Source organism: Croceivirga lutea (genome assembly GCF_014235875.1).
Taxonomy (GTDB): domain Bacteria; phylum Bacteroidota; class Bacteroidia; order Flavobacteriales; family Flavobacteriaceae; genus Croceivirga; species Croceivirga lutea.
This window is the reverse complement of sequence record NZ_JACJUK010000001.1, coordinates 183,096-209,244: the sequence shown is the minus strand read 5'-3', so window position 1 is coordinate 209,244 and position 26,149 is coordinate 183,096. Positions and strand designations below refer to the sequence as shown.

Annotated in this window: 29 protein-coding genes; 9 read left to right on the top strand and 20 right to left on the bottom strand. The window is 33.7% G+C overall.

Annotated features, from left to right (window positions below; genetic code table 11):
* Positions 1 to 79: 79 nt before the first annotated feature.
* Genes H5V42_RS01025 through H5V42_RS00990 form a run of 8 tightly spaced genes read left to right on the top strand, consistent with a single transcriptional unit; the run spans position 80 to position 7,365 of the window.
* Complete coding sequence (locus H5V42_RS01025; RefSeq protein ID WP_185781257.1) at positions 80 to 1,042, top strand: Gfo/Idh/MocA family protein; 963 nt, start codon at positions 80 to 82, stop codon at positions 1,040 to 1,042.
* Positions 1,043 to 1,048: 6 nt separating this feature from the next.
* A complete protein-coding gene (locus tag H5V42_RS01020) occupies positions 1,049 to 1,936 on the top strand; it encodes a 3-hydroxybutyryl-CoA dehydrogenase (protein WP_185781256.1) in 888 nt (295 codons plus the stop codon).
* Complete coding sequence (locus H5V42_RS01015; protein ID WP_185781255.1) at positions 1,937 to 3,148, top strand: DUF1015 domain-containing protein; 1,212 nt, start codon at positions 1,937 to 1,939, stop codon at positions 3,146 to 3,148.
* A gap of 5 nt (positions 3,149 to 3,153) precedes the next feature.
* Positions 3,154 to 3,813, top strand: coding sequence for a YggS family pyridoxal phosphate-dependent enzyme (locus H5V42_RS01010; RefSeq protein ID WP_185781254.1), 660 nt, complete (start codon positions 3,154 to 3,156; stop codon positions 3,811 to 3,813).
* A gap of 19 nt (positions 3,814 to 3,832) precedes the next feature.
* Positions 3,833 to 5,116, top strand: coding sequence for an exonuclease domain-containing protein (locus H5V42_RS01005; RefSeq protein WP_185781752.1), 1,284 nt, complete (start codon positions 3,833 to 3,835; stop codon positions 5,114 to 5,116).
* A gap of 8 nt (positions 5,117 to 5,124) precedes the next feature.
* Complete coding sequence (locus H5V42_RS01000; protein ID WP_185781253.1) at positions 5,125 to 5,976, top strand: ion transporter; 852 nt, start codon at positions 5,125 to 5,127, stop codon at positions 5,974 to 5,976.
* Positions 5,973 to 6,887: a tRNA (adenosine(37)-N6)-dimethylallyltransferase MiaA gene (gene miaA / locus H5V42_RS00995; RefSeq protein ID WP_185781252.1), complete on the top strand. Its 915-nt coding sequence runs from the start codon at positions 5,973 to 5,975 to the stop codon at positions 6,885 to 6,887. The genes H5V42_RS01000 and miaA overlap by 4 nt, the downstream gene beginning before the upstream one ends.
* Positions 6,880 to 7,365 carry a gluconokinase gene (locus H5V42_RS00990; RefSeq protein ID WP_185781251.1) on the top strand — a complete coding sequence of 162 codons (486 nt, stop codon included), beginning with the start codon at positions 6,880 to 6,882 and terminating at the stop codon, positions 7,363 to 7,365. The genes miaA and H5V42_RS00990 overlap by 8 nt, the downstream gene beginning before the upstream one ends.
* Positions 7,366 to 7,423: 58 nt before the next feature.
* On the opposite strand, the gene H5V42_RS00985 is transcribed toward H5V42_RS00990, so the two are convergent.
* The 13 genes from H5V42_RS00985 to H5V42_RS00925 all read right to left on the bottom strand — a co-directional run bounded on the left by H5V42_RS00985 (position 7,424) and on the right by H5V42_RS00925 (position 19,776).
* Entirely contained in the window at positions 7,424 to 8,143 is a 720-nt protein-coding gene (locus tag H5V42_RS00985; RefSeq protein ID WP_185781250.1) for a response regulator transcription factor, read from the bottom strand.
* A gap of 7 nt (positions 8,144 to 8,150) precedes the next feature.
* Positions 8,151 to 9,734: a sensor histidine kinase gene (locus H5V42_RS00980; protein WP_185781249.1), complete on the bottom strand. Its 1,584-nt coding sequence runs from the start codon at positions 9,732 to 9,734 to the stop codon at positions 8,151 to 8,153.
* Between the two features lie 71 nt (positions 9,735 to 9,805).
* On the bottom strand, positions 9,806 to 10,396 hold the full coding sequence (gene coaE, locus H5V42_RS00975; RefSeq protein WP_185781248.1) for a dephospho-CoA kinase: 591 nt from the start codon (positions 10,394 to 10,396) through the stop codon (positions 9,806 to 9,808).
* The gene (locus H5V42_RS00970; protein ID WP_185781247.1) at positions 10,393 to 11,343 is read right to left on the bottom strand and encodes a YbbR-like domain-containing protein; all 951 of its coding nucleotides are present in this window, start codon (positions 11,341 to 11,343) and stop codon (positions 10,393 to 10,395) included. Before H5V42_RS00970 ends, coaE begins: the two co-directional genes overlap by 4 nt.
* A 5-nt stretch (positions 11,344 to 11,348) precedes the next feature.
* A complete protein-coding gene (locus H5V42_RS00965) occupies positions 11,349 to 12,356 on the bottom strand; it encodes a glycosyltransferase (RefSeq protein ID WP_185781246.1) in 1,008 nt (335 codons plus the stop codon).
* A 59-nt stretch (positions 12,357 to 12,415) separates the two neighbouring features.
* Positions 12,416 to 13,228, bottom strand: a complete 813-nt coding sequence (locus H5V42_RS00960) for an enoyl-ACP reductase FabI (RefSeq protein WP_185781245.1) — start codon at positions 13,226 to 13,228, stop codon at positions 12,416 to 12,418.
* Between the two features lie 56 nt (positions 13,229 to 13,284).
* Positions 13,285 to 14,940 (bottom strand): DNA repair protein RecN, encoded by a 1,656-nt coding sequence (gene recN, locus H5V42_RS00955; protein WP_185781244.1) that lies wholly within the window; start codon positions 14,938 to 14,940, stop codon positions 13,285 to 13,287.
* Between the two features lie 45 nt (positions 14,941 to 14,985).
* The gene (gene porD / locus H5V42_RS00950) at positions 14,986 to 15,876 is read right to left on the bottom strand and encodes a type IX secretion system protein PorD (protein ID WP_185781243.1); all 891 of its coding nucleotides are present in this window, start codon (positions 15,874 to 15,876) and stop codon (positions 14,986 to 14,988) included.
* Positions 15,869 to 17,077: a bifunctional phosphopantothenoylcysteine decarboxylase/phosphopantothenate--cysteine ligase CoaBC gene (coaBC, locus tag H5V42_RS00945; RefSeq protein ID WP_185781242.1), complete on the bottom strand. Its 1,209-nt coding sequence runs from the start codon at positions 17,075 to 17,077 to the stop codon at positions 15,869 to 15,871. Before coaBC ends, porD begins: the two co-directional genes overlap by 8 nt.
* Positions 17,078 to 17,404: a DNA-directed RNA polymerase subunit omega gene (locus H5V42_RS00940; protein ID WP_185781241.1), complete on the bottom strand. Its 327-nt coding sequence runs from the start codon at positions 17,402 to 17,404 to the stop codon at positions 17,078 to 17,080.
* Positions 17,405 to 17,416: 12 nt separating this feature from the next.
* Complete coding sequence (locus H5V42_RS00935; protein ID WP_241731804.1) at positions 17,417 to 18,241, bottom strand: outer membrane protein assembly factor BamD; 825 nt, start codon at positions 18,239 to 18,241, stop codon at positions 17,417 to 17,419.
* A gap of 111 nt (positions 18,242 to 18,352) precedes the next feature.
* On the bottom strand, positions 18,353 to 19,243 hold the full coding sequence (dapA, locus tag H5V42_RS00930) for a 4-hydroxy-tetrahydrodipicolinate synthase (protein WP_185781239.1): 891 nt from the start codon (positions 19,241 to 19,243) through the stop codon (positions 18,353 to 18,355).
* Entirely contained in the window at positions 19,243 to 19,776 is a 534-nt protein-coding gene (locus H5V42_RS00925; protein WP_185781238.1) for a DUF6913 domain-containing protein, read from the bottom strand. The genes dapA and H5V42_RS00925 overlap by 1 nt, the downstream gene beginning before the upstream one ends.
* A 200-nt stretch (positions 19,777 to 19,976) precedes the next feature.
* Between H5V42_RS00925 and H5V42_RS00920 the strand changes: the two genes are divergently transcribed.
* Positions 19,977 to 21,080: an endonuclease/exonuclease/phosphatase family protein gene (locus tag H5V42_RS00920; RefSeq protein WP_185781237.1), complete on the top strand. Its 1,104-nt coding sequence runs from the start codon at positions 19,977 to 19,979 to the stop codon at positions 21,078 to 21,080.
* Here H5V42_RS00920 and H5V42_RS00915 read toward each other — a convergent pair.
* The 7 genes from H5V42_RS00915 to H5V42_RS00885 all read right to left on the bottom strand — a co-directional run bounded on the left by H5V42_RS00915 (position 21,077) and on the right by H5V42_RS00885 (position 26,138).
* Positions 21,077 to 21,373, bottom strand: coding sequence for a hypothetical protein (locus tag H5V42_RS00915; protein ID WP_185781236.1), 297 nt, complete (start codon positions 21,371 to 21,373; stop codon positions 21,077 to 21,079). The two genes, H5V42_RS00920 and H5V42_RS00915, sit on opposite strands and share 4 nt — an antisense overlap.
* Positions 21,370 to 21,732: a hypothetical protein gene (locus H5V42_RS00910; protein WP_206682533.1), complete on the bottom strand. Its 363-nt coding sequence runs from the start codon at positions 21,730 to 21,732 to the stop codon at positions 21,370 to 21,372. Before H5V42_RS00910 ends, H5V42_RS00915 begins: the two co-directional genes overlap by 4 nt.
* 82 nt (positions 21,733 to 21,814) lie before the next feature.
* Positions 21,815 to 22,207: a hypothetical protein gene (locus H5V42_RS00905; RefSeq protein ID WP_185781234.1), complete on the bottom strand. Its 393-nt coding sequence runs from the start codon at positions 22,205 to 22,207 to the stop codon at positions 21,815 to 21,817.
* The gene (locus H5V42_RS00900) at positions 22,207 to 22,800 is read right to left on the bottom strand and encodes a M23 family metallopeptidase (protein ID WP_185781233.1); all 594 of its coding nucleotides are present in this window, start codon (positions 22,798 to 22,800) and stop codon (positions 22,207 to 22,209) included. Before H5V42_RS00900 ends, H5V42_RS00905 begins: the two co-directional genes overlap by 1 nt.
* On the bottom strand, positions 22,801 to 24,795 hold the full coding sequence (ligA, locus tag H5V42_RS00895; protein WP_185781232.1) for an NAD-dependent DNA ligase LigA: 1,995 nt from the start codon (positions 24,793 to 24,795) through the stop codon (positions 22,801 to 22,803).
* Positions 24,796 to 25,644 carry a peptide chain release factor N(5)-glutamine methyltransferase gene (gene prmC / locus H5V42_RS00890; RefSeq protein WP_185781231.1) on the bottom strand — a complete coding sequence of 283 codons (849 nt, stop codon included), beginning with the start codon at positions 25,642 to 25,644 and terminating at the stop codon, positions 24,796 to 24,798.
* Between the two features lie 5 nt (positions 25,645 to 25,649).
* The gene (locus H5V42_RS00885; protein WP_185781230.1) at positions 25,650 to 26,138 is read right to left on the bottom strand and encodes a GNAT family N-acetyltransferase; all 489 of its coding nucleotides are present in this window, start codon (positions 26,136 to 26,138) and stop codon (positions 25,650 to 25,652) included.
* Between the last annotated feature and the right edge of the window lie 11 nt (positions 26,139 to 26,149).

Genomic DNA, 26,149 nt, shown 5'->3' with positions numbered 1-26,149 from the left:
GTTCACAAATTTAATAACTAACTGCTCAGCTTTCTCCAAATTTATTGCCTTATCCGTATTTTTGATAAAATTTAATGCTATGCTGAAAGCTGGTGTACTGGGAGCCGGACACTTAGGAAAAATTCATCTTAGATTACTAAATCAATCTGACAAATATGAGTTAGTGGGTTTTTATGACCCAGATGAAATCAATGCTAAAAATGTTGTAAAAGAATTTGGTTACACTTATTATGAAAATATCAATGAACTTATAGAGGCGGTTGACGTAATTGATATTGTAACACCCACATTATCTCATTACAACGTAGCTAAAAAGGCCATTGAAAAGGGCAAACATGTTTTTATTGAAAAACCTATTACCAACACGGTTTCAGAAGCAGAAGAACTCATTGAACTGGTACATAAATACAACGTTAAGGGTCAAGTTGGTCACGTAGAACGGTTTAATCCAGCATTTTTAGCCGTTAAAGACAATATTAAAAACCCAATGTTTATTGAAACGCATAGACTGGCTGAATTTAACCCTAGAGGAACTGATGTACCTGTTGTTTTAGATTTAATGATTCATGATATTGATGTCATTCTCAGTGTTGTAAATTCAAAAGTAGAAAGCATAAATGCCAGCGGTGTTTCGGTAATAAGTAATTCACCAGATATTGCCAATGCCCGAATTAAATTTGAAAATGGTTGTGTAGCTAATTTAACCTCTAGCAGAATTTCTTTAAAGAATATGAGAAAATCTAGATTTTTTCAAAAAGATGCCTATATCTCTGTAGACTTTCTAGAAAAAAATGTTGAGGTAGTAAAAATGAAGGACGCTCCAGAGAAACCAGGAGATTTTGACATGGTTTTACAAAATGCTGAAGGAGATAAAAAACAAATTTATTTTGAAAATCCGGAAATCAACCCAAACAACGCTATTCTAGACGAATTAGAGACTTTTGCAGATGCCATTATAAACAATACAACTCCTGTTGTGAACTTAGAACAGGGCACTGAAGCTTTACGCGTTGCTTTACAAATAATTAAAAATTTCGATTAAAACTATATGAAAACTATTGCAGTCATTGGTGCAGGAACAATGGGTAACGGTATTGCTCACGTTTTTGCTCAAAACGGATTTACTGTAAATCTTATTGACATTTCTCAACAGTCTATAGATAAGGGTTTAGCCACTATTGCTAAAAACCTCGACAGAATGTTGGCCAAAGAACGCATCACACAAAAAGATAAAGAGGCTACATTAAACAATATAACAAGCTTTACAAAGCTAGAGGAAGGAGCTAAAAATGTTGATTTAGTGGTTGAAGCGGCTACAGAAAATACACAACTTAAACTTTCAATTTTTGAAGAGTTAGATAAGGTCTGTAAGCCAGAAACTATTTTAGCTTCTAATACGTCATCTATTTCTATCACCCAGATTGCAGCTGCTACTAAAAGACCAGAAAAAGTAATAGGTATGCATTTTATGAACCCAGTACCAATTATGAAATTGGTTGAGATAATTCGTGGCTATAGCACTAGTGATACCGTTACTAAGGCAATAATGGAGCTATCTAAGCAACTAGGTAAAGTTCCAACGGAGGTTAATGATTATCCTGGTTTTGTAGCAAATAGAATCTTAATGCCAATGATTAATGAGGCAATTGAATCTTTACACCATGGTGTTGCTGGTGTAGGAGAAATAGACACCGTTATGAAACTTGGTATGGCGCATCCAATGGGACCTTTACAATTGGCTGATTTTATAGGATTAGATGTGTGCCTATCTATATTAAATGTACTTTTTAATGGGTTTGGTAATCCAAAATACGCTCCTTCTCCCCTTCTAGTTAATATGGTAACCGCAGGTAAACTTGGAGTTAAATCTGGTGAGGGTTTCTACGACTATTCTACATCTAAAAAAGCAGAAAAAGTATCAGCTCAATTCTCGTAAATGCCAACAGTTAAGCCATTTAAAGCTATAAGACCTGCTCCAGATAAGGCAGCATTTGTTGCCTCTAAATCATATGAAGATTATGATGAACGGGAATTAAATGCAGTATTGGAATACAATCCCTTTTCATTTTTACACATTATTAATCCGGGATTTAAGTTTCACAAAGACACTACAGGGCAAGAACGATTTAAATTGGTAAGAAACAGATATCTAGAGTTTTTAGAAGAATCTGTTTTTATAAAAGATGAAGAACCTTGTTTTTATTTATATCAACTGCAGCAAGGTGATTTTAGTAGTCTTGGTTTATTCTGTACTACGAGCATTCAAGATTATCAGAAAGATAAAATAAAAAAGCATGAAGCCGTATTACAAAAGCGTGTGGAGTTGTTTACCGAATATTTATCTACAGTAGGTTTTAATGCAGAACCTGTGCTAATGACATATAAAGATGACGGTACAATTTCTAGTCTTTTACAAGAACAAATGCAACGTGCTTTTGATTACGATTTTACCACTACTGATAAAATTAGACATACACTTTGGAGAATAGATGACCCAGAAACCATTCAATCTCTAGAAAAAAAATTTTTAGAACAAGATGTGTTTTATATTGCAGATGGCCATCACAGAAGTGCGTCTAGCAATTTATTAACCAATACTAAAAAAGGAAATAATCAAAACTATTTTCTTTCCTATCTCATACCTGAAAACGAAATTAAGGTATCAGGATTCGACCGTCTAATAACTGATTTAAATGGTTTAACTGTAGAAGAATTTCTGGTACGGTTAGATGAATATTTTAGAATTGAAGAAAAAAAATTCGTTGCATTTAGGCCAAAAATAAAGCATCAATTTACCATGTATCTTAATGGAATTTTTTATCTACTTCATTTAAGAAAAACTGCATATGCATTCACAGATGAGCTAAGTAAGTTAGATACACAAATTCTTTTTAAAACTATTTTGGAACCTATCCTAGAAATAAAAGACTTAACCAACGACAGAAGAATTGGTTATAGCCAAGGCAAACCAAGTTTACTGGAGTTAAAAGACAATGTAGATAACGGCAAATATAAAGTAGGTTTTAGTACCACCCCTATCACCATTGAGGAAATAAAAGCCATTGCCGATGCTGGTTTGGTAATGCCTCCAAAAAGTACTTACATAGAACCCAAATTACGAAGTGGTTTAACCATTTATGAAATTTAAAAAGTATGTCCATTAGTCAAAACCTTGAACAATTCAAATTAGAAATTCATGAAAATGTTACCCTTGTAGCTGTTTCTAAAACAAAACCTAACAAAGCAATTTTAGAAGCTTACCAGTGTGGTCAACGTATTTTTGGAGAAAATAAAGTTCAAGAAATGGTGGAGAAATGGCAGTCTTTACCAAATGATATTGAGTGGCATATGATTGGCCATTTACAACGTAATAAAGTTAAATACATGGCCGAATTTGTGAGCCTTATACATGGTGTAGATAGCCTTAGATTATTAAAAGAAATAAATAAACAAGGTAAGAAAGTCGACCGCGCTATACCTTGCCTTTTACAAATGCATATTGCAGAAGAAGACACTAAATTTGGACTAAGTAAAGATGAGCTGTTTCAATTAATAGCTTCTGATGATTTTCAGCAAATGCAAAATGTAGAAATAAAAGGTTTAATGGGGATGGCTACATTTACTAAAAACGAAAACCAGGTTCGCAAAGAGTTTAAGTTTTTAAAAGAATGTTTTACTGATTTACAAAGTAGCTTGCCAAAAATAAATACCCTTTCTATGGGTATGAGTGGTGATTACAAAATTGCCATAGAAGAAGGTAGTACAATGGTGCGTATAGGAAGTAGTATATTTGGAGCCAGAAACTACCATTGATACCAAAGTAAATCTATTTGTGTACGCAGTTTTAGATATAGAAAGTACCGGAGGCAAATATAACGAAGAGGGCATTATGGAAATTGCCATTTATCGTTTTGATGGACATGCTGTAACAGACCAATTTATAAGTTTAATAAATCCAGAAAAAGAAATTCAACCCTTTGTAGTTAAACTTACTGGCATCAACGCTAAAATGCTTAGAACGGCCCCTAAATTTCATGAAGTTGCCAAACGTATTGTTGAAATTACAGACGGTGCCACTCTTGTTGCCCATAATGCTCAGTTTGATTATAGAATTCTCAGAACAGAATTTAGAAGGCTTGGGTACAACTTTCAACGAAAAACATTGTGTACGGTTGATTTATCTAAACAATTAATGCCAGAAGCTGAATCTCATAGTTTAGGTAAATTAGTTCGCTCTTTAGGTATTCCTGTAAGTGATAGACATAGAGCAAATGGTGATGCCCAAGCTACGCTTAAGCTTTTCAAACTACTTCTGCAGAAAGATACCAACAAAGACATTTTAAAATCTGTTGTAAGGTCAGAAACCTTAGGAGAGTTGTCCCCTACCCAACTAGATATTGTAGAGAATCTTCCTTCAGAAACTGGGGTATATTACATGCATGACAAAAAAGGAAATATCATATTCATAGGTAAAACTAAAAATATCAAAAAAAGGGTAAATCAGCATTTTACCAATGTGAGTGAACTTGCGAAAAAATTACAGAAAGAAACCAAAAATGTAACTTTCGAAAAAACTGGCAGTGAATTGGTTGCGCTTTTAAAGGAATATAATGAGCTAAAAAAAAACAGACCTGTTTACAATAAAAAAACAAGTACTGGTTATTCTCATGGTATATTTATGTATACAGATGAGAGTGGCTTAAATGTCTTAAAACCAGAACGAGCAAACGGTCAGCCCAATAGACTAAGCAGTTTTAGCAGTTTAAAAGCTAGTAAAAACTTTGTAGAAAAAGTGTCTTCAGAGGTTGCTTTAGACCCCACAGAAGACCCAACGGTTCACAATAACAAAATACTTGAGTTGTTTAAAAAATACAGCATTGATAAACGAAACCTTATACTTTTAGACCGTGGAAGAGAATTAGGTGAGCAAAGTGCTGTTCTTATAAAAAACGGAAATGTCTCTGGTATTGCTTTTACAGAACTTAATCATCAAATCAACAATTTAAACGTACTAGAAAATATTGCGGTACCGGTAAAAAGCGACAAAGAGACCGTTTTAATCACAGAATCTTATCTTAGAAAAAAGAATAGATTGAAAATTATAGAACTAGATTAGAATTTAACTTGACAACAAAAACAAAACAAAATTGGAAAGCCAGACTTCATGAAATTATTTATGAAGCAGACACTCCTTTAGGAAAAGCTTTTGATATTGGTTTGTTTATTATAATTATTCTAAGTGTAATACTAGTAATGCTCGAAAGTGTAAAATCTTTGGATGCAAAGTATCATGATCTTCTATTGATATTTGAGTGGATAATTACAATTATGTTCACCATAGAATATATTGCTCGTATCATCACAATTAAAAAACCATTAAATTATATTTTTAGTTTCTACGGAGTCATTGATTTTCTTTCGACAATACCCCTTTATTTAAGTTATATTTTTGCTGGTTCACAAGTATTATTGGCAGTCAGAGCATTTAGGTTGTTGCGAATTTTTAGAATTCTCAAGCTTGTAAAATTTATAGGTGAGGCTTCTCAATTAAGCTCAGCTTTGAAAGCCAGTAGAACCAAAATTGCTGTTTTTATTTACGTTGTGTTAATCCTTTCTGTTATTATGGGTACTATAATGTATTTAATTGAAAGCGATGAAGCAGGCTTCACCAGTATTCCGCGTAGTATTTATTGGACCATTGTTACGTTAACTACCGTTGGGTATGGTGATATTGCTCCACAGACCAATTTAGGCCAATTTATAGCTACCGTTATTATGATTTTAGGTTATGGAATTATAGCGGTACCTACCGGTATTGTTACTGTAGAGTTTTCTAAAGCCAATAAAAAAAATAAGTCTTCTGATAATATACCAACAAATTATGTACACGTAAATACGCAATGCTGCCCTAATTGCTCTAGAGAAGGGCATAGAGATGATGCTACGCATTGTTATAATTGCGGTCACCAATTATGAAAAAAAACCTAGTAATTGCTGTGGTAGGTGCAACTGCAATTGGCAAAACCAAGTTGGCAATTGAGTTAGCTAAACATTTCAAAACAGAAATTATTTCTGCGGATTCAAGGCAGTTTTTTAAGGAAATGACGATTGGCACTGCAGTACCTTCAAATGAAGAACTTATAGAAGCGAAACATCATTTTATTCAACATATTAGTATAAAAGACGCCTATTCCGTCGGTGATTTTGAAAAAGAGGCAACTGCTAAATTAAACCAACTTTTTAAATCACATAACACGGTAATACTCGTTGGTGGAAGTGGTATGTATGTTGATGCTGTTGTTAAAGGATTAGACGATTTTCCTGAAGCACCTAATTCTATCAGAGAAGAATTAAACCAACAAATGAAAACTAACGGTCTTAAATCTTTACAGGAGCTTCTCAAAAAAAAGGACCCGGTTTACTATGAAAAAGTTGATTTGGATAATCCGCACCGTGTTATTAGAGCCTTAGAAGTTTGTATAGCTTCAGGCAAACCATTTTCTTCGTTTTTAAATCAATTAAAACCTCAAAGAAATTTTAAAACACTTTATGTTGGTATTAATGCAGAAAGAGAAATTATCTACCGAAGAATTAATTTAAGAGTTGATAAAATGATGCAAGAAGGATTGCTTTCAGAAGCCAAACATTTACATCAATTTAAAAATTTAAATGCTTTAAATACAATTGGTTATAAGGAATTGTTCTCTTATTTAGAAGGTAAAATTAGTCTTGATGAAGCTGTTGCTGAAATAAAAAAGAACACCAGAAGATTTGCAAAAAGACAATTGACTTGGTACCGAAAAAATGAAAATATAATTTGGGTAGATTTTGATGATAGTCTAGAATCTAAAATTGCTAAGATTAAAAATGCACTAGAAAATGAGTAAAAAAGTGTTTTTTGTTATGGGAGTTTCTGGTTCCGGAAAATCTACAATTGGTAAAAAACTAGCAAACGAGTTAGATTTTCAGTTTTTTGATGGTGATGACTATCATCCAGAAAGTAATGTTCAAAAAATGAAGTCTGGTACACCTCTTAATGATGATGACAGAAAGGGTTGGTTAGAAAAACTTAACCAACTAGGTTTAGAGCATCAAACAAAAGGCGCTGTGATTGCTTGTTCTGCTTTAAAAGAAAAATACCGTGCTATCCTTTTGTCAGGACTAAAAGAAAAAGGAGAAATTATTTATTTGAAAGGCTCTTTTAAGGAAATTAAACTTAGGTTGGAAGAGCGTAAAGGGCATTTTATGCCTATCAATTTACTTAAATCTCAATTTGAAACACTTGAGGAGCCAAAAAATGTAATAACTGTTTCTATTGTGAATCCACCAGAAAAAATTATATCTCAAATACTAGAATATGTTTAGAACCTAACTAAAAAAGCTCCGTAAATACGGAGCTTTTTTAGTTATATATGTTCTTTTCTTAATTGGTCTCCTCGTCTGTTTTTACTACTAAACGAAAACCTTCACCGTGAATATTTAAGATTTCAACAACATCATCTTTCTTTAAATATTTACGCAATTTTGCAATGTAAACATCCATACTTCTAGATGTAAAGTAGTTGTCATCTCTCCAAATTTTGGTCAAGGCCAATTCTCTTGGCATTAAATCATTTTCATGCAATGCCAATAAGCGTAATAACTCATTTTCTTTAGGAGACAATTTAATTGACTCCTCATCTTTATATTTTAGAAAACGTAGTTTAGAATTTAAATGAAAGTTTCCTATTTCAAATTCAAATTGTTTACTATCAGCCAGTGTATTAGAAGCTTTACGTTGTAAAATGGCTTTTAATTTCATTAGTAACACCTCGGAATCAAAAGGCTTATTTAAATAATCATCTGCACCAGCCTTATAACCTTTTAAAACATCTTCTTTCATTGTTTTAGCAGTTAAGAATACAATAGGCACATTCTCATTCTTTTCTCGAATTTCTTTTGCTAAAGTAAATCCATCTTTATAAGGCATCATTACATCTAAAATACAAACGTCGTAGTTGTCTTTTTTAAACTTTTCAAAGCCCTCCATACCATTTTTGGCAAGCACAACGTCAAAGTTGTTCATTTGAAGGTAATCTTTCAACACAATACCAAAATTTGGGTCATCCTCTACTAAAAGTATTTTCTTGTTTTCTGTCTCCATATCTTTTTTAAATTAAAGGTAATTTAATGAAGAAAGCCGTTCCTTTACCTTTCTCACTTTCCACATAAACCTCACCTTGGTGGTCATCAACTATTTTTTTTACGTAGGCCAACCCTAATCCGTGGCCCTTTACATTATGTATGTCACCGGTATGTTCCCGGTAAAATTTTTCAAACACTCTCTTTTGCACTGTTTTATTCATACCCGCTCCTTGGTCTTGAATCTTTATTACTATTTGGTTTTTTACCACTTCTGTAAATACATCAATCTTAGGAGATTCAGGTGAATATTTAACCGCATTATCTAAAATATTTACTAAAACATTAGTAAAGTGCATCTCATTAGCCAAAATGTCTGTTCTAGCTGCTTCTAAATTTGTTTTAACGTAACCTCCTCTATCTTCAACTATTAACTCTATATGCGAAATTGCGTCCATTATAATGTCGTGGGCATCTACCCTATCCTTACTAATATCTAATTGATTCTTCTCTAATTTTGATATTCGTAAAACATTCTCAACCTGAGCGTGCATTCTTTTATTTTCATCACGAATCATTCCCAAATATCGAAGTACTTTGTCTTTATCTTCAATAGAAGCTGGGTTTCTAATAGCTTCAACAGCCAAATTTATCGTAGCAATAGGCGTCTTAAATTCGTGCGTCATATTATTTATGAAATCAGATTTAATTTCTGAAATCTGCTTCTGTTTTATCAATTGATAAATTGCACTAGAATACGCAACTACTATAACCAATGTAAATAATAATGACATAACCGCCATTCCTAAAATACTACTGATTAGAAAACTCTTTTTTTCTGGAAAAGAGAGTAACAGGGAAAAATTAGTTTCGCCATCACTATCTCTAAATATTGGAGTTTTATACATGGCCGTTTTAGAAAACTTAAATTTCTTAGACCTTACTTTCGTAGGAAAACCACGGCTATATATACCATACTCGTAATTAATATCAATACTTCTATCTGCCAATTCTTGGCCAATTAATAACTCAAGTTCTGCTTTTGAGACTCGCTTGTGAATAGGTTGGCTTTTAGCAGCTTCTAAAAAAACGTCTTCTATGGCTAGTTTATCAATTTTTGATAAACCACCAATTTTTTCGAGTTTTTGTATTGGTGTTAGTGCATAGCGTTGACCATCTAACCCAAAGTCTTCTTTAAAAACGGTTCGCGTTCGCTTACTGGTAAAATTCGTTATGGTGGTGGAATCTGAATTGCCACCACTATTGTCAAAGAACAACGATGAAACATCATAATCTTCTTCTAAAATTCCATGAGAATAAAACGTCATCTCATCAGAACTTATATCTCTATCTACGTAGAAGAAGTTTCGTATTTGAGTGGTTTTTGGTACACCTGCACTATCTATGGCTTCTGCTATTTTAGTGGAATACTCTTGTAATTCCCTACGCTCTACCCTCTCAGCCACCTTGGCCAATACATCTTCTACAGTATTTCTAAATTGTTCTTCTTTGTCCTCAACAGATTTTTTAATCCACAAACCTTGAACAAAGATTATCCCTATTAAAGATAAACTCATTAGAATTACTAGAAGAACAAAAAGTTTTCTGTTCATCAGTGTAAAATTAAAAATTTAACATTTAGGCCTTTTTCCGTTTAACCTAACCTTAACAAAAATGTTAAAATTTAATGCTTAGTAGCAGCATTTAACAGGATTTCATGAATTTTTCTGGCATTTTGCCTGGTTTTGTCTAACGCTATATTTTTAATGACAAAATGTGCTCTTGGTATTTTTTCTTCGTCTGATAACTGGTTTTCTATTCTAGCCTTAATATCAGAAGTTGAATTACCGTCTCTATTCATTACTCTTGAAATACGCGTTTCTTTAGGTGCTATAACAAGTATTATTTTGTCATATCTATTTTCAGAATTGTTTTCAAAAATAATAGCTGCCTCTTGTATTACATAAGGGTAATCTTGTTTGTCTGCCCAATTTAAAAAGTGAGCTTTAACAGCAGGATGAACAATAGCATTTAGCGCTTTTAATTTCTCTTCATTAGAAAAAACTTCTGATGCAATAAACTTTCTATTCAATTCATTATTTACATATGCCTTTTCTCCAAATAAGCTAATTATTTTAGATTTTACCTCTGAATTCTCATGCATTAAAATTTTAGCCTCTTTATCAGAATTATAAACGGGCACTCCTAACTCTCTAAAGAATTTTGCCACGGTACTTTTACCACTACCTATTCCTCCAGTTAAGCCTACTATCATTTTTGCTCTAGTACAAATTTTACGGTCTGTTCTTGCAACTTACTGTAAAATACACTTTCTGGTTTAGTTACAATGCTCAAGTACAAGGTATTTGATTTTACTAAAGTAGAATCATATTTAGCTACCACTTTAAAATCTGTTCCTACTATGCTATTTAGTGCAGTTTCAGGAGCCTTGCATAGTAGTGTAATGGTACTAGGAAATGTCTTTATTGCGTATCCTTTAGGAACATTTTCAACGGTCACAGGAACTGAAATCAATTTTTCTGAAAAGCGAACAACTTTGGCTAAAACCTTTACTCGATTGCCAGAAAATTCAGAATCTTTTAAACTCGACGGAATTTCTAAGGATACAAACTCCTCAATATCTTTGTCTATGTTTTCAAAGTTTCTTGGTTTTGTATAGATCACTTTTAGAGTGTCAATTTCTTTTGATGGGCCCTTTACTAAAATAGAGTCTGGTTCATATTTAATTCTACCTTGTAGAATATAATTTTGAGCTGGTTTTAGACCTAGATTACCTTTTATCTTAACTTTTTTAGCCACTACATGATATAAATCAAAAAACAACGTGTCTGGCGAAACTCTTTTTATTATTGCTGTAGAGAACTTTTCGTTTAATTGGTCTTGAATAGTGTTAGCCTTTAGGTAATATTCATGGTTTTTAGATTGGATTTTACTAACATTTACTTTAAAGGTTTTTTGACTTAAACCCATACCTAATAAGCGAAAACCACTAGCGCTAATACGCAGTCTAGCTTGAGTATTTGTATTTTCTTTTAATAATAAACTATCAGGAAGTTTAGTAGCTTCTAGCTCTACCGTTACCCAAGAATCATAGTTTTGAGATAACTTACTTATACTCCATGCTACAAATGACAAGGCTAAAAAAAGTAAAAATACTTTTACTTTTTTCTTATCCAAGCCATTAATGAATTTTCGTAGCACTGGGTTTAATTTTTAAAGAATAAATGAGGAAATATTTCCTGTGGTTCTTTAGAACTAAATGTAAGAAACAAAGTAGATTTTAGAAAACCTTTTCCATAGCCCCAAAATTGAATAACTACTGCCAATAAAGCGTACATAGAAATCTTAAAACTCTTGGTGGTAAAAAGGCACTCCATAAACAATACACCAAAATACAATGCATACAACCAGAGTAAAATGGTTGTTTTAAAAAACGATACTATAACCGCTAGAATAAACCCAATCACAAAAAAGGTGGGGAACCAGTAGGTTATTTTTTTAGTTGATGGGTGCCATTTGTTTAAAATTGGCCTTACCATACCGAATTTATTAACCTGTTTATGGTACTTTTTCCAGTCTATTCTTCTTTTATGAAAAACAAAGGCTTTTGGGAATAATCTAGTTTCATAACCAGCTTTCCAAATTCTAAAGGTCAAATCTGGGTCTTCCCCAGGGTGTATGTTTCCAAAACCTTTTGTTTTATCAAAAGCTTCTTTTGAAATTCCTAAATTAAAACTACGGGGTTGAAATTTACCTACTGCATTTTTTCTGCCTCGGATGCCACCTGTAGTTAAAAAAGATGTCATTGCATAGTTTATTGCTTTTTGAATGTCAGAAAAAGATTCATGAGCAGCATCTGGCCCCCCAAAACAGTGAACAAAATTGGAGCCGAGCTCCTTCTGAACTTCAGTTAAATATTGAGGTGGCAGAATACAATCAGAATCTAAAATTAAAAAGTAATTTCCTTTGGCATTACGCATACCATAATTTCTTGAGTCACCAGGGCCTGAGTTTTCTTTAAAATAATATGAAATGTTAAGTCGTGATTTAAACGCTTCAACCACAGTTTTGGAATCTAGTGTTGAACCATCTTCCACCAAAACAATTTCATACGGTTTTTGATAATCTTGTTCAACAAGACTCTGCAGCAATTCTTCTACTTCATCTGGCCTATTATAGACTGGTATTACAAAAGAAAAATATAAATCCTCCATTAATTAAATACGAAAGCCACCTGCATAGCAGATGGCTTTTGTTAATTTTTGTTTAATACTTATTTAGAAAACTCATCTATAACTTCTTGGCTTACTCCTGTATTTGAGAAACCTCCGTCATGAAATAAGTTTTGCATAGTTACCTTTTTAGTTAAATCTGAGAAAAGGGTAACCGTGTAATTTGCGCAATCATCTGCTGTTGCATTACCTAATGGAGACATTTTTTCCGCATAAGAAATAAACCCATCAAACCCTTTTACTCCTTGCCCTGCTGTGGTAGGAGTAGGTGATTGAGAAATTGTGTTAACACGCACTTTTTTGTCTTTTCCAAAGAAATAACCAAAACTACGCGCAACAGATTCTAAATATGCTTTATTATCCGCCATATCGTTATAATCAGGAAAAGTACGTTGTGCCGCCATATATGTTAAGGCCACAATACTACCCCACTCATTCATTGCATCATTTTTATACAACGTCTGCATAACTTTATGGAAAGAAAGAGCCGAAACATCCCAACCCTTCGCAGTAAAATCATATTTTTCATCTGTATAATGGCGCCCTTTACGAACGTTTACAGACATGCCAATAGAATGCAAAACAAAATCTAGCTTACCTCCTAATATTTCAACAGCCTTATTAACCAAATTTTGAAGGTCTTCTTCATTGGTAGCATCTGCTGGTATAATTTCTGAACCTGTTTTTTCTGCTAGCTCTTTTATTTGCCCCATTCGCATTGCTATTGGTGCATTGGTTAACACAAATTTTCCGCCTTCTTCATGTACTTTTTCCGCAGTTTTCCAAGCTATTGAATTTTCATCTAAAGCACCAAAGATAATTCCGCGTTTTCCGTTTAATAAATTGTGGCCCATTACTATATTTTTTGGTTTTTGGTTAGCAAAGATAAGCAATTGAATATCTCACAAGATTATACACCCAGTAATTCTTTAGCATGAGCAACTGCTGAACTTGCAGGGTTTTTACCACCGAGCATTTCTGACAATTCTGCTATTCGCTCGTCTAATTCTAACTGTTTCATATGTGTAAATGTAGCTTCTTCATTTTCTTGCTTGAACACTTTATATTGGGAACTTCCTTGGGCAGCTACCTGCGGCAAATGCGTTATAGAATAAACTTGCATGTTTTTACCCATTTGTTTCATAATACTACCCATTTTGCTAGAAATCTCACCTGAAACACCAGTATCAATCTCATCAAACATCAAGGTAGGTAACTTTTCAAACTTGGCTAGAATAGATTTAATAACTAACATAATTCTTGAAAGCTCTCCACCTGAAGCTACTTTCTTTAATTCTCCATAACTGGAGCCCTTATTTGCTGAAAACAAGAAACTTAAATCATCTTTACCCGTACTTTTAAATTCTTTAGTAAGGGTTAATTCTATTTTAAAAGAGGAAGATGGCATACCTAACAATGCTAATTTGTCTTCTAATTCTTGTTTCAGAGTTGGAATTATCTTCTCACGATTCTGATGTAATTCTTTTGCCTTGTTGTTTAAAGACTTTTCTATTAGCTGAAGTTCTTTTTCTTTTGCTTCAATTTTGGCGTCAACATTTAAAGAAACATCTACTTTTTCCTCTAAATCATTCCTGATTTCTTGCAATTGTTCAACAGAATCAGTTTGATGTTTTTTAAATAAGTTATGTAATAATTGAAGTTGGGTATTTACTTGCTCAAAACGTTTAGGGTTTGCTTCTACCCTTTCTGAAACTTGTTCTAATTCTGAAAAAATATCATCAAGTTCAATAGTAACCGATTCTATTCGCTGAAAAAGGCCTTGATATTCTTTGCTAAATCCGCTTAGTTTGCCAAGTGCTTGCTTTATAATTTGTAATTGTGATAGAATACCTATCTCTTCGTTATTAAGTGTTTGAGATGCTGTTTGAAGATTTTCAAGAATAGTTTCTACGTTATTAAGCTGTTCATATTCTTGTTCTAATTCTTCTAACATTCCCACTTTTAGTTTGGCATCTTGAAGCTCTTTTAGTAGAAAAGAATTGTATTCCAACTCCTTGTTAGCTTGTGACTTATAGTTAATTAATTCTTCAAGATCTTTAACTATGGTTTTGTGTTCAATTAATTCTTTAGAGTACGAGGCTAATAGCTCCTGATTCATTGCAATTGCATCAATCACTTTAAGCTGAAATTCATTTTCTGCTAACTGCAACGTTTGATGTTGTGAATGAATATCTACCAACCTATCACCCAGATTTGCTAATACATTCAGAGTCACTGGGGTATCATTGATAAAGGCCCTAGATTTTCCGCTTGGTAGAATTTCTCTTCTTAATATAGTAAGCGGCTCAAAATCGAGATCGTTTTCTTCAAAAAATGAATGTAGTCTATAGTTCTTAACTTGAAAATCTGCCTCAATTATGCATTTAGTGTCCTTATTTCTTAGCACAGATAAATCTGCTCGTTTACCTAAAACCAAAGAAAGAGCACCCAACAAAATAGATTTACCTGCGCCAGTTTCTCCAGTGATAGTAATAAAACCACTATCAAAACTTACATCAAGTGTTTCAATTAAAGCGTAATTTTTTATTGAAAGATTTGTTAGCATTCCCAGAATTAAACTGGGCAAAGATACTATGTAAATTAATACCTATTAATACTGAATTTGGTTCCAAGTGCTACTATAAAATGGAGCCACTCTATTCAAGGTTTCTTTAAGTTTTACAATGTCAACCTTTGGACCATCTGAAAAGATATTTTGAATTTCTTCGCTCTTGGCATCAAAAAATGTCTGAATTAGAAAGGCATTTGGCCTTCTTTTTATTAGACTTTCAAATAATCTAATGCTTCCAGCAATTATTTGTTTACCTGTACTATTATTATCTGCCATTACATCTAACCCCTTTCTATGATAGTTGTACATGGCTATTCTGTACTCTCTAAATGTATTAGAAAGTAAATTATCCACTAATTCAAATCTAGTGCGTTCCCCTGTTTCTTGTGCCCAACCTGCATAACCACTACCCTGAGCTTGGGTTACTATATTTCTGGCATTTTCATAAAACTCGTCTCCTCCCTGTAAAGAAAACGTATCGGCATCTAGACCCAAAATAATATATATGTAGTAAGAAACCATTGCTACCAAATTGGAGTCTAGTGAGTTAGGGTTGTACACCAAAGGTTCAAATTCTTGATATATAAAATTAAAAGTGTTGTCTCGGTAATTAAAAATTGGACTACTATATGCGGTATTAAATACTGGTCTAGATGATTGTAACTGAATGTTACCTTCAAAGCGATCAGACTCGTACTTGGTAATTGTAATGAACATTTGCGCTTCTATGCGTTCATTTTCTTTATATACTCTATTGGTCCATTTATTTTTATTTACAAAGTCATTTAAAGACTTTTCAAGCGTACCAAATATTTGCTGATTTGTTTGTCCTACCTGGTCAGAATTGACTGTTATGGTGCAATTAAATTCTTGAGCAATAGTTGTTGCTATGAATCCAAAGCAGAAAAAAATAAAAAAGTACTTACGCATCTAATTTTGTAATGATTGCTGACCAGATATCAGAAGCTACTTCTGACTTTGGTTTTAAATCAAACGTTTTTTCGTTTAAATTCTTGTCAAGCAGGGTAATTTTATTAGTTGAAGTTCCAAAACCTGCTCCTTTATCTTCTAAAGTGTTGGCTACAATTAGGTCTAGATTCTTTTTTACGAGCTTTTTCTTGGCGTTGTCAAAAACGTTTTGCGTTTCTAAAGCAAATCCAACCAAAAATTGATTTGTTTTTGCGTTACCCATAGATAGTAAGATATCTTGAGTACGCTCCAACTCTAATTGCATTGGTTCCGCTTCTTGCTTTTTAATTTTTTGTTCAGAAACATTCTTAGGGGTATAGTCAGCAACGGCAGCAGCGCTTATGGCAATATCAACATCAGAAAAATACTCATGAACCGCTTTATACATTTGTTTTGCGGAAACCACAGGAACTATGGTTATTTGATTGTTATTTAATTCTAAATTGGTTGGCCCCGAAATTAGAAAAACTTTTGCTCCTAATTCAGCAGCCTTCTTTGCCAATTCAAAACCCATTGTTCCCGTAGATTTGTTGCCAATATATCTTACGGGGTCTATGGCTTCATGCGTTGGACCAGCAGTGATTAACACGGTTTTATTGCAAAGTGGTGACCCCTTTATTAAATGCTGTTCAATAAAAGAGATAATGTTTTCTGGTTCTGCCATTCTACCTTCTCCAACAAGCCCGCTTGCCAATTCACCAGACTCTGCAGGTATCATTACATTACCAAAAGACGTGAGCTTGTCAAAAGTTGCTTTGGTTGATGAATGCTTATACATATCTAAATCCATAGCTGGGGCAAAATAAACTGGACATTTTGCAGAAAGATAAGTTGCTAACAACAAATTATCACATACTCCATTAGCCATTTTAGAAAGTGTATTTGCCGTAGCGGGAGCAATAATAAACAGGTCTGCCCATAAGCCTAACTTAACATGATTATTCCATGAAATTTCATTATCCTCATTCTTTACAAAATCCATTACCACAGCATTCTTAGATAGTGTAGTTAAGGTAAGTGGAGAAACAAAAGAGCTGGCACTTTCGGTTAATACTACTTTAACCGAGGCACCAGCTTTTATCAATAACCTAACAAGAAAGGTAGTTTTATAAGCGGCAATCCCCCCGGTTATGCCCAAAAGGATATTTTTTCCGCTTAACATCTATTCGTCTCTATCTGTGTTACGGTAATAAATTTTGTCATCCATCCACTCTTGAGCAGATAATGCATGTGGCTTAGGTAGTTTTTCGTAAAACTTAGAAACTTCTATTTGTTCCTTGTTTTCAAAAACTTCTTCTAAGCTATCACTATACGTAGCAAATTCTTCTAACTTTTCTAACAACTCTTTTTTAATCTCAGAGTTAATTTGAGTAGCTCTTTTGGCCGCTATAGAAATTGCTTCATAAATGTTGTCTGTTTTTTCATCGAACTCATTACGATTGTACGTAATTGTTGAAACAGGTGCATTACTATTTTTTAAATCTTGCATGGTAACTACAAATTATTTTGTTGTTTCTACTTCTATTATTTCTTCCCTTTCTAACTTCTTTAAATAATTGTTTGCATCTTTAAGATAGCTAGTTTCTGGGTAAGCTTTTAATAACTGTTGGTATGCTTCTTTTGCATTCTTAATACGCTCAGGCTTCTTAGAATACGTACTATTTAACGCTAAATTTGCTAACGCTTTTAATCGTTGAAATAGTGCATCTTCCCTGTAAGAAGTTCCAGGATTCTCAGATACAAAGTTATCTAATGCCGTATTCGCAGCAATATTAAAATCTAGAAGATATAATTCTCCCAACTTAGCATATTGCTTACCAATCTCATATTGTTTCTTTTGTTTTTTCTTAGTTAATTCTTGCGCTAAAGCATTTGCTTCTTCAAAATACTCAGAATTTGGATAGTTGTTTATAAACAACTGGAGCTTGCTTAATGCCCTATCAGTATCAGACTGGTCTAAAGAATATCTCGGAGACATGTAATAATAGCTTTTTGCCTCTAAAAAATATGCTTGTTGGAGCTTTTCACTATTTGGGTACGATTTAATAAATCTTTCAAATTGATATCCTGATAAGTAATAATCGCCAGATTGGTAGTAAGAATCGGCGAAAAAGAACATTACCCTTTCACCTTGAGGTTTACCTGCATATTTTGGGGCTATTTGTTCAAATAACCTTTTAGCTCTGGTATAATCCCCTTCATTATAAAACTTCTCTGCTAAATCATATTTTGGTTTAACATCTGTATTCTTAAGTACTTTTTGATACTCGTTACAAGAAGAAAACAAAATTATAACAGAAAAACAAAGGATAGAAAGCTGCCTCATATTCAAAAACATCGTGCAAAAGTACAATTATTCATTTAAATACTAAATAGTATACCTGCAATTATAAACAGCTTTTAGCCTACAAAAAAAGAATTAGTCAAAAATTAACGTCTAAACTGCAATTGTTTCCAGTTGATTTAGGAATAATGCAATTTTATCTTCTAATTGTCTACTAGCTTTAACCAATGGCAATCTTACCTCTAATCTACATAAATTGTAGTGATTGTAGACGGATTTAATTCCGGTAGGATTACCTTCTTCAAATATTAAATGCATACCATTTAATAAACTTTGATGAATTTCATAGGCTGGTTCCGAATCTCCTTTTAAACCGAGTGAAATCATTGTTGAGAATTGCTGTGGAAGGCCTTGCCCCAAAACAGAAATAACCCCAGAACCCCCGGCTAGCACTGTTGATAATGCAGTAAAATCGTCACCAGAAATAATATGAAACTCCTCTGGTTTGCCTTGCAGTAACTGGTCTATTTGTATTTGATCTGCACAAGCCTCTTTAATAGCTACAATATTCTTAAAATCTTTGGCCAAACGCAAAGTAGTTTCAGGTAACATATTACTGCCTGTTCTTGAGGGAACGTTGTAAACTACGATTGGTAAGGGTGATGCAGCTGATATGGCCTTAAAATGCTGATATATTCCTTCTTGTGTAGGTTTATTATAAGCTGGAGAAACTGATAAAATTGCTTGGTAATCTAAAAAATCTGTTTGTTTTAATTCGTTAACAACCGCCATAGTGTTGTTTCCTCCAACACCTACAACTAAAGGTAAACGGCCTGCATTAACTAAAGAAACGGTTTTCATTACCAACCGCTTTTCTTGCGCTGTTAATGTCACTGACTCGGCGGTTGTTCCTAAAACCACTAAATAATCAACATTACCGGCGATATTATATTCTACGATATCTTTTAGTGCATCAACATCTACTTCTAAATCTTTTGTAAACGGTGTTACTAAAGCTACTCCTGTTCCAACTAAAATTTCCATTATGCTACTTCTTTCAAAATCTTTAAATACTTTTTCAATTCTGCTTGAAAGGTTGTAAAATCATTGAGATTACAACTAAAGATTAAATCATTTAAGTTACTATCTGCTGCCTCTAATCCTACTCGTAATCTAGCATCAATTTTTGTAGACATTAGTTTTAGCATCAACCGATTGTCAGTATAATAGTTTATCAACAAATCGTACGGTCTTCCTGCAAATTCGCTAAAATCCCCGTTTTCTATTGAGCCATTCCAACCAAGTTCTTTATCAGTAACAAAGGGTATAGAAAACATCCCATTTTTATCGGCAGTCTTTTTAAAACCAATGACATGAACTGCATTTGGTTTTAAATCAAGACTTTTTCTTAATTCTTGAAAGACCTCAGCATTTGAAAAGGCATCCATGTCTACAACACATGCTATACTTGAAATTCCTTTCTTATCTGTTGGCCTTTTTGCCTTCTTAAGCTCATCTTCTAAAAACTTGTGAGCCGATTTTACTTTGAACTTGTCTTGTATGGTTCGAAATATCATTCGGGTAGTATTTCTACAAATTTATACATTCCCCATCAAGCGAGTGCTAAATTAATTGAATACCCTTATTGAAAAAATTCACAAATTGTTACAAATACAACATTTGAAAGGTGCTGAATTCCATCGGTACAAAATTGTCATCAATAAATACAATAACATCAGTTGTCAAAAACAATCCTCTTACCTTTAAAACAAAAATCATGGCCCTATTAAATACTGCTTTTTGGAACCTTCAAAATCTTTTTGACACTTCTCTTTCAGAAATAGCTGCGGATTTTGAATTTACGCCTGCTAATGGGTGGACCAATGAAACTAAAGACAAAAAAATTGAAAATCTTGCTAACATTATCAATCAAATGTTTGAAGGTAATGGCCCTGATTTACTTGGGTTGTGTGAAATTGAAAACCTTTCAATTGCCAATGAACTTTTAGCCCAATTAGATAGGCAAGATTTAGCTGTTGCTCATGTAGACTCTCCAGATATTAGAGGTATAGACTGTTCATTAATTTACGATACAACCATGTTTGAAATAATAGGTAAACCTAAAGAACATTTGGTGCACCTAAGGTACCCTACGAGAGATATTTTTGAAGTTGCTTTAAAGGTTAAAGAAAATGATGCTGAACTAATTGTTTTAGTTAATCACTGGCCATCTCGTTCTCGTGGAAGGTATGAATCTGAACCCTTCAGAATTACCGTAGCCAGCCAGTGCGGAAAAATCGTAGACGAACACTTAAAATTAGATAGACAAGCGTTTTTGGCTCTAGATGACACCGAAGAAGCAATGACTTTTTTAAATGACAAATGGAATGTGAACATTTTAATAATGGGAGACTTAAATGATGAACCCTATGATAGAAGTGTTTTGGAAGAACTACAAGCCTCAAATGGATACGATAAAATTGAAGAAATTATAAAGAGAGGTCAAAGTGAAGCCACACACTTACCTTCAATTTCTAGTTACTTAAAAAAAGAAGCATTTTTATTCAATTGTTCTTGGGGTAAAGCCAGTAAGCCAGATGTAGGAACTCATTTTTATTCTCAATCAATCAATACCATGAATATGTTAGACCAATTTATAATTTCTAGAGGTTTACTCTTTGGCACTAACGGTTTACAATTAGTCAGAGATGATGATGATTTGCCAATGTTAGAAATCTTTACACCAGAAATAATGAGAACTTCTACCACTACTGTTCGACCAAAGAAATTTACCTTTAACATAAAAGCCGATGGTACCGTAACTAACAATAATGGTTATAGTGACCATTTTCCTATTTTAACTCAAATTAGAACACTTTAATTACTAAGTACATCTTCTACAAGTAATTGAAACTCTTCATCTAAAGTTAGCTTGCAAAAAGGTTTCCCTGCTTGCCTGTACCAATATCCCGCGTTCCAATCATCACCTTCTTTTCTATGCAAGTATGCATGAATTTGTTTAGATATTGTATCAGTAAGCTGGTCTACTAAATCGTGCGAGGCATGCCAGTTGTTTTTAGCATCGAACCATAATGAACGTAAATGCACAGACCATGAAGATGGTGGTTGTTGTAGCTGTAAAGAATCTTTAAATTCTTGGTATGTTGATATCATTTTTTTGCTTTTGCTCGTTGTATTTCTGCTTCGGTTGGTTCGTCTGCTACATATTGCGGCCATATGCGCTGGCCCACAATAGCCCCTGTAATCATAACTAACAGTTGATGCCAAGTTTCTAGTTGAAACGACTCTAATTGACCTAAAAAACCTAACAAAACTAAAATTGAGAGAAATGCAAAAAAGCCTGAGATTTCTGGCTTTTTGGTATACACTACACGGTTATAAAATACTTTACCCACTAAACCTCCAAGTAAAAAATTCAACCATATTAACTCACTTCTTTGGTCTTTTACAATTTCACTAAACGTGGGGTATTCATCACCTAAAGCCACTAAAACTATATCAATGATAATCATTGTCCCTAACACTATAGCAAGAATAGTTCTGATTGTTTTTAGGGTCTTTAAATTCCGAAGGAAAAAGTTTCTAAAAATCATTTCAACTAAAATTCATTGACCAAAAAAAATGACCGTAGGCAACACCTAACAACAATAATAATGTAAAAAAGGCCCTTGATTTTTCAAACTTAACTTTAAAACCAATTATCGTCATAATAGCGCAAAAAGCAAAAAGTAAAATTACGGGCCAACCATCTCCTATATAAAACACTTTATTGTTAGTGCCTAAAAAAAGATGCCCCATTATAGTACCTAATGCGAACGGGATAAAAAAAAGTTTGTCTTTGGCAGCTTCAAATAAAATAATATTTGAAGTGTCGTTTTCTAATTCATTTAAATTTAAGGCAACCTCAAATAACACATAAAAGGCAGCAAAGCCTATCATTATATTTCTAACAATTCTATAAGCTTCAGGATTAAAAAATTCTTCCATTAGTTACTTTCTAAAGGTCTTAACCACGTATCAGGATTAAGATAAAACATTTTTTTCCAGCCTTGTACAGCTTCTTTGTCTCGTAAACTAATATACGGAAATGGTGTGGTAATTGCGTAATGTAAATGAGGTGGCTTGCCCTTTGCGTTGCCAGTATCACCAACAGTACCTATAATCTCACCTTGTTGAATTGGTTTTAATGGAAAAGTTTGAATAGCATTTAAATGTGCATAATAATGAAATCGCCATTTTGGCCCCAGAATCATTACCGACTTACCACCCTTTCCAGAATTTGCTGTATATACCACTATGCCATATGTTGCGGCAACTACTGGCGTTCCTTTTTTGGCAAAAATATCAATACCCTTATGGGTAATAGAACTACCCCAAGGATATGCCCAAAACGAGTTTTTATTCCAACTTGATTGGTTTGCATCTTTTACCGGTATTATCATGGAATGCGGTAGCAAAAAACCTACGGCAAGAATCAGCAGAGGCAACCAAAACCACTTTTTAAAATAACGGTAACGAACCATAAAAGCAATTGAACTCAATAGTGCATACCAAAATCGTCTTGTTGTGTTGGTAATCATTTATGCTAGCATTGCCAAAAACTCTTTTTCAGAAATTATAGCTACACCTAAGTTCTCTGCCTTAGAACGTTTACTTGGACCCATTTTATCACCCGCAACTAAATAAGTGGTTTTAGAGGAGACTGAAGAAGCTACTTTGCCCCCATTATCTTCGATAAGTTTTTTAAGTTCAGTTCTTCCGATAGTTTCAAAAACGCCAGAAACTACAAATGTTTGCCCTTTTAAAGCATCTGATTGATTTTGTAATTGCTCTTCAGACAGGGAAAACCGCAGACCATAACTTTTCAATCGCTCAATAATAGTTCTATTTTTTTCTTCCCTAAAAAATTGAACCACGCTTTCCGCAATACGTTCGCCAATTTCATCTACGGCAACTAAACTTTCTTGGGATGCCGCCATTAACGCATCTATATTTTTGTAAGCCTTAGCCAGCTTTTTAGCAACCGTTTCGCCAACATATCTAATTCCCAATCCAAAAAGAACACGTTCAAAAGGTATGTTTTTAGAGGCTGCTACACCATTTACTAAATTTTCTGCCGACTTTTCTGCCATGCGTTCTAAAGGTGTAATCTGTGCCACAGTTAGGGTGTATAAATCTGCATAGTTTGCAATTAGACCTTCTTTAAATAGCAATTCAACTGTTTCACCACCAAGACCTTCTATATCCATAGCTTTTCTTGAAATAAAGTGTTGAATTCTACCTGTTATTTGGGGTGGACAACCCATATCGTTAGGGCAAAAATGTTGAGCTTCGCCTTCTTTTCTAAGAAGTTCTGTGCCACATTCTGGACAATGAGAAATATAAATCGTGGGTTCCGAATTACGACTTCTTTTGGTAAAATCAACCGCAATTATTTTTGGTATAATTTCTCCTCCTTTTTCAACAAAAACGGTATCACCTTCTCGCACATCTAATTTTGCAATTTGGTCTGCATTATGGAGAGAAGCTCTTTTTACAGTGGTTCCTGCTAAAAGCACAGGTTCTAAATTAGCTACCGGAGTAATTGCTCCTGTTCTTCCTACCTGATATGTAATCTCATTTAAAACGGTGGATACCTGTTCTGCCTTAAACTTATAGGCCATGGCCCAACGTGGCGCTTTTGCCGTATAACCAAGCTCTTCTTGCTGCTGTAAATTATTTACCTTAATTACTACACCATCGGTCTCATAAGGTAGGTCGTGTCTATGTACATCCCAATATGCTATAAATTGAACAACTTCATTAATAGATTTCACAAGTTTTGAAACTGGCGGAACTTTAAAACCCCATTGTCTTGTTTTTTCTAAAACTTCAAACTGTGTTTCTAAACCCGATGCGCCTACTACGCTATACAACAAACACTCTAAAGGTCTTTTGGCCACCAATGCACTATCTTGTAATTTTAAACTCCCAGATGCCGTGTTTCGCGGATTCATATAAGGTTCCTCTCCATTATCTAGACGTTCCTGATTCATTTTAGCAAAACCATCTAAGGTTAATATTATCTCTCCACGGATATCAAATTTTGGAGGATAATCTCCTTTAAGTTTTAATGGAATAGAATTGATAGTTTTAATATTGGTGGTTACCAAATCTCCTTGAAAACCATCACCACGCGTAACCGCTCGTTGCAACTCGCCATTTTCATAGGTGAGACTTATAGAAGCACCATCATATTTGAGCTCACATACAAATTCAACCTGAACATCGCCCAAAATACGTTGAATACGTTTTTCCCAGTCTTCTAAATCTTCTTTAGAATATGAATTGTCTAAAGAATACATGCGATGCTCATGTACAACGGTTTCAAAGTTTTTAGTTACCGCTCCCCCAACACGTAATGTTGGTGAACTTGGGTCATAAAACTCTGGGTATTTTTGTTCTAGTTCTTGTAACGCCTTCAATTTCATATCAAAATCGAAATCAGAAATTATAGGATTGTCTAGAACGTAATAATTATAGTTATGTTCACGTAGCTCTTTTCGTAACGCTTCAATTTGTTCTTTTGTTTTCATCTAACGCATTGCTTTCAACATTCGGAAATTACCTAAAATATCTTTCCTTAATTCAACCTGTGTAAATCCTTTTGTTAACAATAATTGTTTAGTAACTTCTGGGAGATATTGATTTATTTCAAAATACAAACTACCACCTTCAGCCAAATTTTTAGTCGCAAATTCTACTATAGCTTCGTAAAATAGTAATGGATTCTTATCTGAAACAAAAAGTGCTGATTCTGGTTCGTACTGCAAAACATTCTTATGCATTTCTGCCTTTTCTAACTCTCTAACATAAGGTGGGTTTGAGACAATAATATCATAAGAGTAATCTGCTTGTTTTGCTGTTAAAATATCTTGCTGAAAAAAATTTATTTCAACACCATTATGCGTTGCATTTTCTTGTGCTATGTGCAAAGCCTTCTTTGAAATGTCTACGGCAGATACGTTTGCCTGTGGTAAATAATGAGCCAAACTTATGGCAATACAACCACTACCCGTTCCTATATCTAATAGACGTGTTTTTTTAGGTGTATCGGATAAATCATTCAAAATCCAGTTTACCAATTCCTCGGTCTCTGGTCTTGGAATTAACGTATGTTGATTTACCTTAAACCGTAATTCTTTGAAAAAAGTTTCACCAATTATGTATTGAACTGGTTCTTGATTTTTTAATCTTGATAAGGCTTCAAAAAGTGGTTGTTCTTCTTCTTTGGTTATGACCAGTTCTGGCTGTACAACTAATATAAAACGTTGTAAACCAAGATAATGTTCGATTAAAAGAAAAAAGAAACTATCTATTTCTTCCTTTGGATAAAGAGATTGCAATTCTTTCTTAAAAATAGATTTAATTTCTTTTAAATACATACGTATTACAAATCTTTATACATATAAACCGGGCAGGCAGAATGCCCTGTACAACCCATTGGTGCATCAATGTACTTAAACCCATTTTTTTTGTAGAGTATTTGAGCTGCATCCATATAAGGCATGGTTTCTAAATAGCATCCCTCAAAACCAAATTGTTTTGCCGTTTCTAAGCATAGCATTATAAGCTGTTTACCTAAACCCTTACCTCTTATACTATTTGAAAAATACATTTTTTGCAGCTCACAAACATCGCCTTCAAAATTATCTAACTGTGCTATTCCCGCGCCACCATAAACCGTTTTGTCATCTGCAATTACAAAATAAGCACTCCTATCTTTTTGATAAGTTCCGAATAAATCTTCCATTGCAGGGTCCGCATAAGCCGTTCCTGTTTTGGGAACGTCTAACTCATCAAAAACCCCTCTAATAACGGCTGCCATTGCCTGATTGTCTTCAATTTGAATTGGTCTTATTGTTAATTGATTTTTCATCTATTGAGATA

Excerpts from the sequence above, each read along its gene's own strand:
- H5V42_RS01025 (WP_185781257.1), top strand. The coding sequence starts at position 80 with ATGCTGAAAGCTGGTGTACTGGGAGCCGGACACTTAGGAAAAATTCAT.
- H5V42_RS01020 (WP_185781256.1), top strand. The coding sequence starts at position 1,049 with ATGAAAACTATTGCAGTCATTGGTGCAGGAACAATGGGTAACGGTATT.
- H5V42_RS01015 (WP_185781255.1), top strand. The coding sequence starts at position 1,937 with ATGCCAACAGTTAAGCCATTTAAAGCTATAAGACCTGCTCCAGATAAG.
- H5V42_RS01010 (WP_185781254.1), top strand. The coding sequence starts at position 3,154 with ATGTCCATTAGTCAAAACCTTGAACAATTCAAATTAGAAATTCATGAA.
- miaA (WP_185781252.1), top strand. The coding sequence starts at position 5,973 with ATGAAAAAAAACCTAGTAATTGCTGTGGTAGGTGCAACTGCAATTGGC.
- H5V42_RS00990 (WP_185781251.1), top strand. The coding sequence starts at position 6,880 with ATGAGTAAAAAAGTGTTTTTTGTTATGGGAGTTTCTGGTTCCGGAAAA.
- H5V42_RS00985 (WP_185781250.1), bottom strand. The coding sequence starts at position 8,143 with ATGGAGACAGAAAACAAGAAAATACTTTTAGTAGAGGATGACCCAAAT.
- H5V42_RS00980 (WP_185781249.1), bottom strand. The coding sequence starts at position 9,734 with ATGAACAGAAAACTTTTTGTTCTTCTAGTAATTCTAATGAGTTTATCT.
- coaE (WP_185781248.1), bottom strand. The coding sequence starts at position 10,396 with ATGATAGTAGGCTTAACTGGAGGAATAGGTAGTGGTAAAAGTACCGTG.
- H5V42_RS00965 (WP_185781246.1), bottom strand. The coding sequence starts at position 12,356 with ATGGAGGATTTATATTTTTCTTTTGTAATACCAGTCTATAATAGGCCA.
- H5V42_RS00960 (WP_185781245.1), bottom strand. The coding sequence starts at position 13,228 with ATGGGCCACAATTTATTAAACGGAAAACGCGGAATTATCTTTGGTGCT.
- recN (WP_185781244.1), bottom strand. The coding sequence starts at position 14,940 with ATGCTAACAAATCTTTCAATAAAAAATTACGCTTTAATTGAAACACTT.
- porD (WP_185781243.1), bottom strand. The coding sequence starts at position 15,876 with ATGCGTAAGTACTTTTTTATTTTTTTCTGCTTTGGATTCATAGCAACA.
- coaBC (WP_185781242.1), bottom strand. The coding sequence starts at position 17,077 with ATGTTAAGCGGAAAAAATATCCTTTTGGGCATAACCGGGGGGATTGCC.
- H5V42_RS00940 (WP_185781241.1), bottom strand. The coding sequence starts at position 17,404 with ATGCAAGATTTAAAAAATAGTAATGCACCTGTTTCAACAATTACGTAC.
- H5V42_RS00935 (WP_241731804.1), bottom strand. The coding sequence starts at position 18,241 with ATGAGGCAGCTTTCTATCCTTTGTTTTTCTGTTATAATTTTGTTTTCT.
- dapA (WP_185781239.1), bottom strand. The coding sequence starts at position 19,243 with ATGGAAATTTTAGTTGGAACAGGAGTAGCTTTAGTAACACCGTTTACA.
- H5V42_RS00925 (WP_185781238.1), bottom strand. The coding sequence starts at position 19,776 with ATGATATTTCGAACCATACAAGACAAGTTCAAAGTAAAATCGGCTCAC.
- H5V42_RS00920 (WP_185781237.1), top strand. The coding sequence starts at position 19,977 with ATGGCCCTATTAAATACTGCTTTTTGGAACCTTCAAAATCTTTTTGAC.
- H5V42_RS00915 (WP_185781236.1), bottom strand. The coding sequence starts at position 21,373 with ATGATATCAACATACCAAGAATTTAAAGATTCTTTACAGCTACAACAA.
- H5V42_RS00910 (WP_206682533.1), bottom strand. The coding sequence starts at position 21,732 with ATGATTATCATTGATATAGTTTTAGTGGCTTTAGGTGATGAATACCCC.
- H5V42_RS00905 (WP_185781234.1), bottom strand. The coding sequence starts at position 22,207 with ATGGAAGAATTTTTTAATCCTGAAGCTTATAGAATTGTTAGAAATATA.
- H5V42_RS00900 (WP_185781233.1), bottom strand. The coding sequence starts at position 22,800 with ATGATTACCAACACAACAAGACGATTTTGGTATGCACTATTGAGTTCA.
- ligA (WP_185781232.1), bottom strand. The coding sequence starts at position 24,795 with ATGAAAACAAAAGAACAAATTGAAGCGTTACGAAAAGAGCTACGTGAA.
- prmC (WP_185781231.1), bottom strand. The coding sequence starts at position 25,644 with ATGTATTTAAAAGAAATTAAATCTATTTTTAAGAAAGAATTGCAATCT.
- H5V42_RS00885 (WP_185781230.1), bottom strand. The coding sequence starts at position 26,138 with ATGAAAAATCAATTAACAATAAGACCAATTCAAATTGAAGACAATCAG.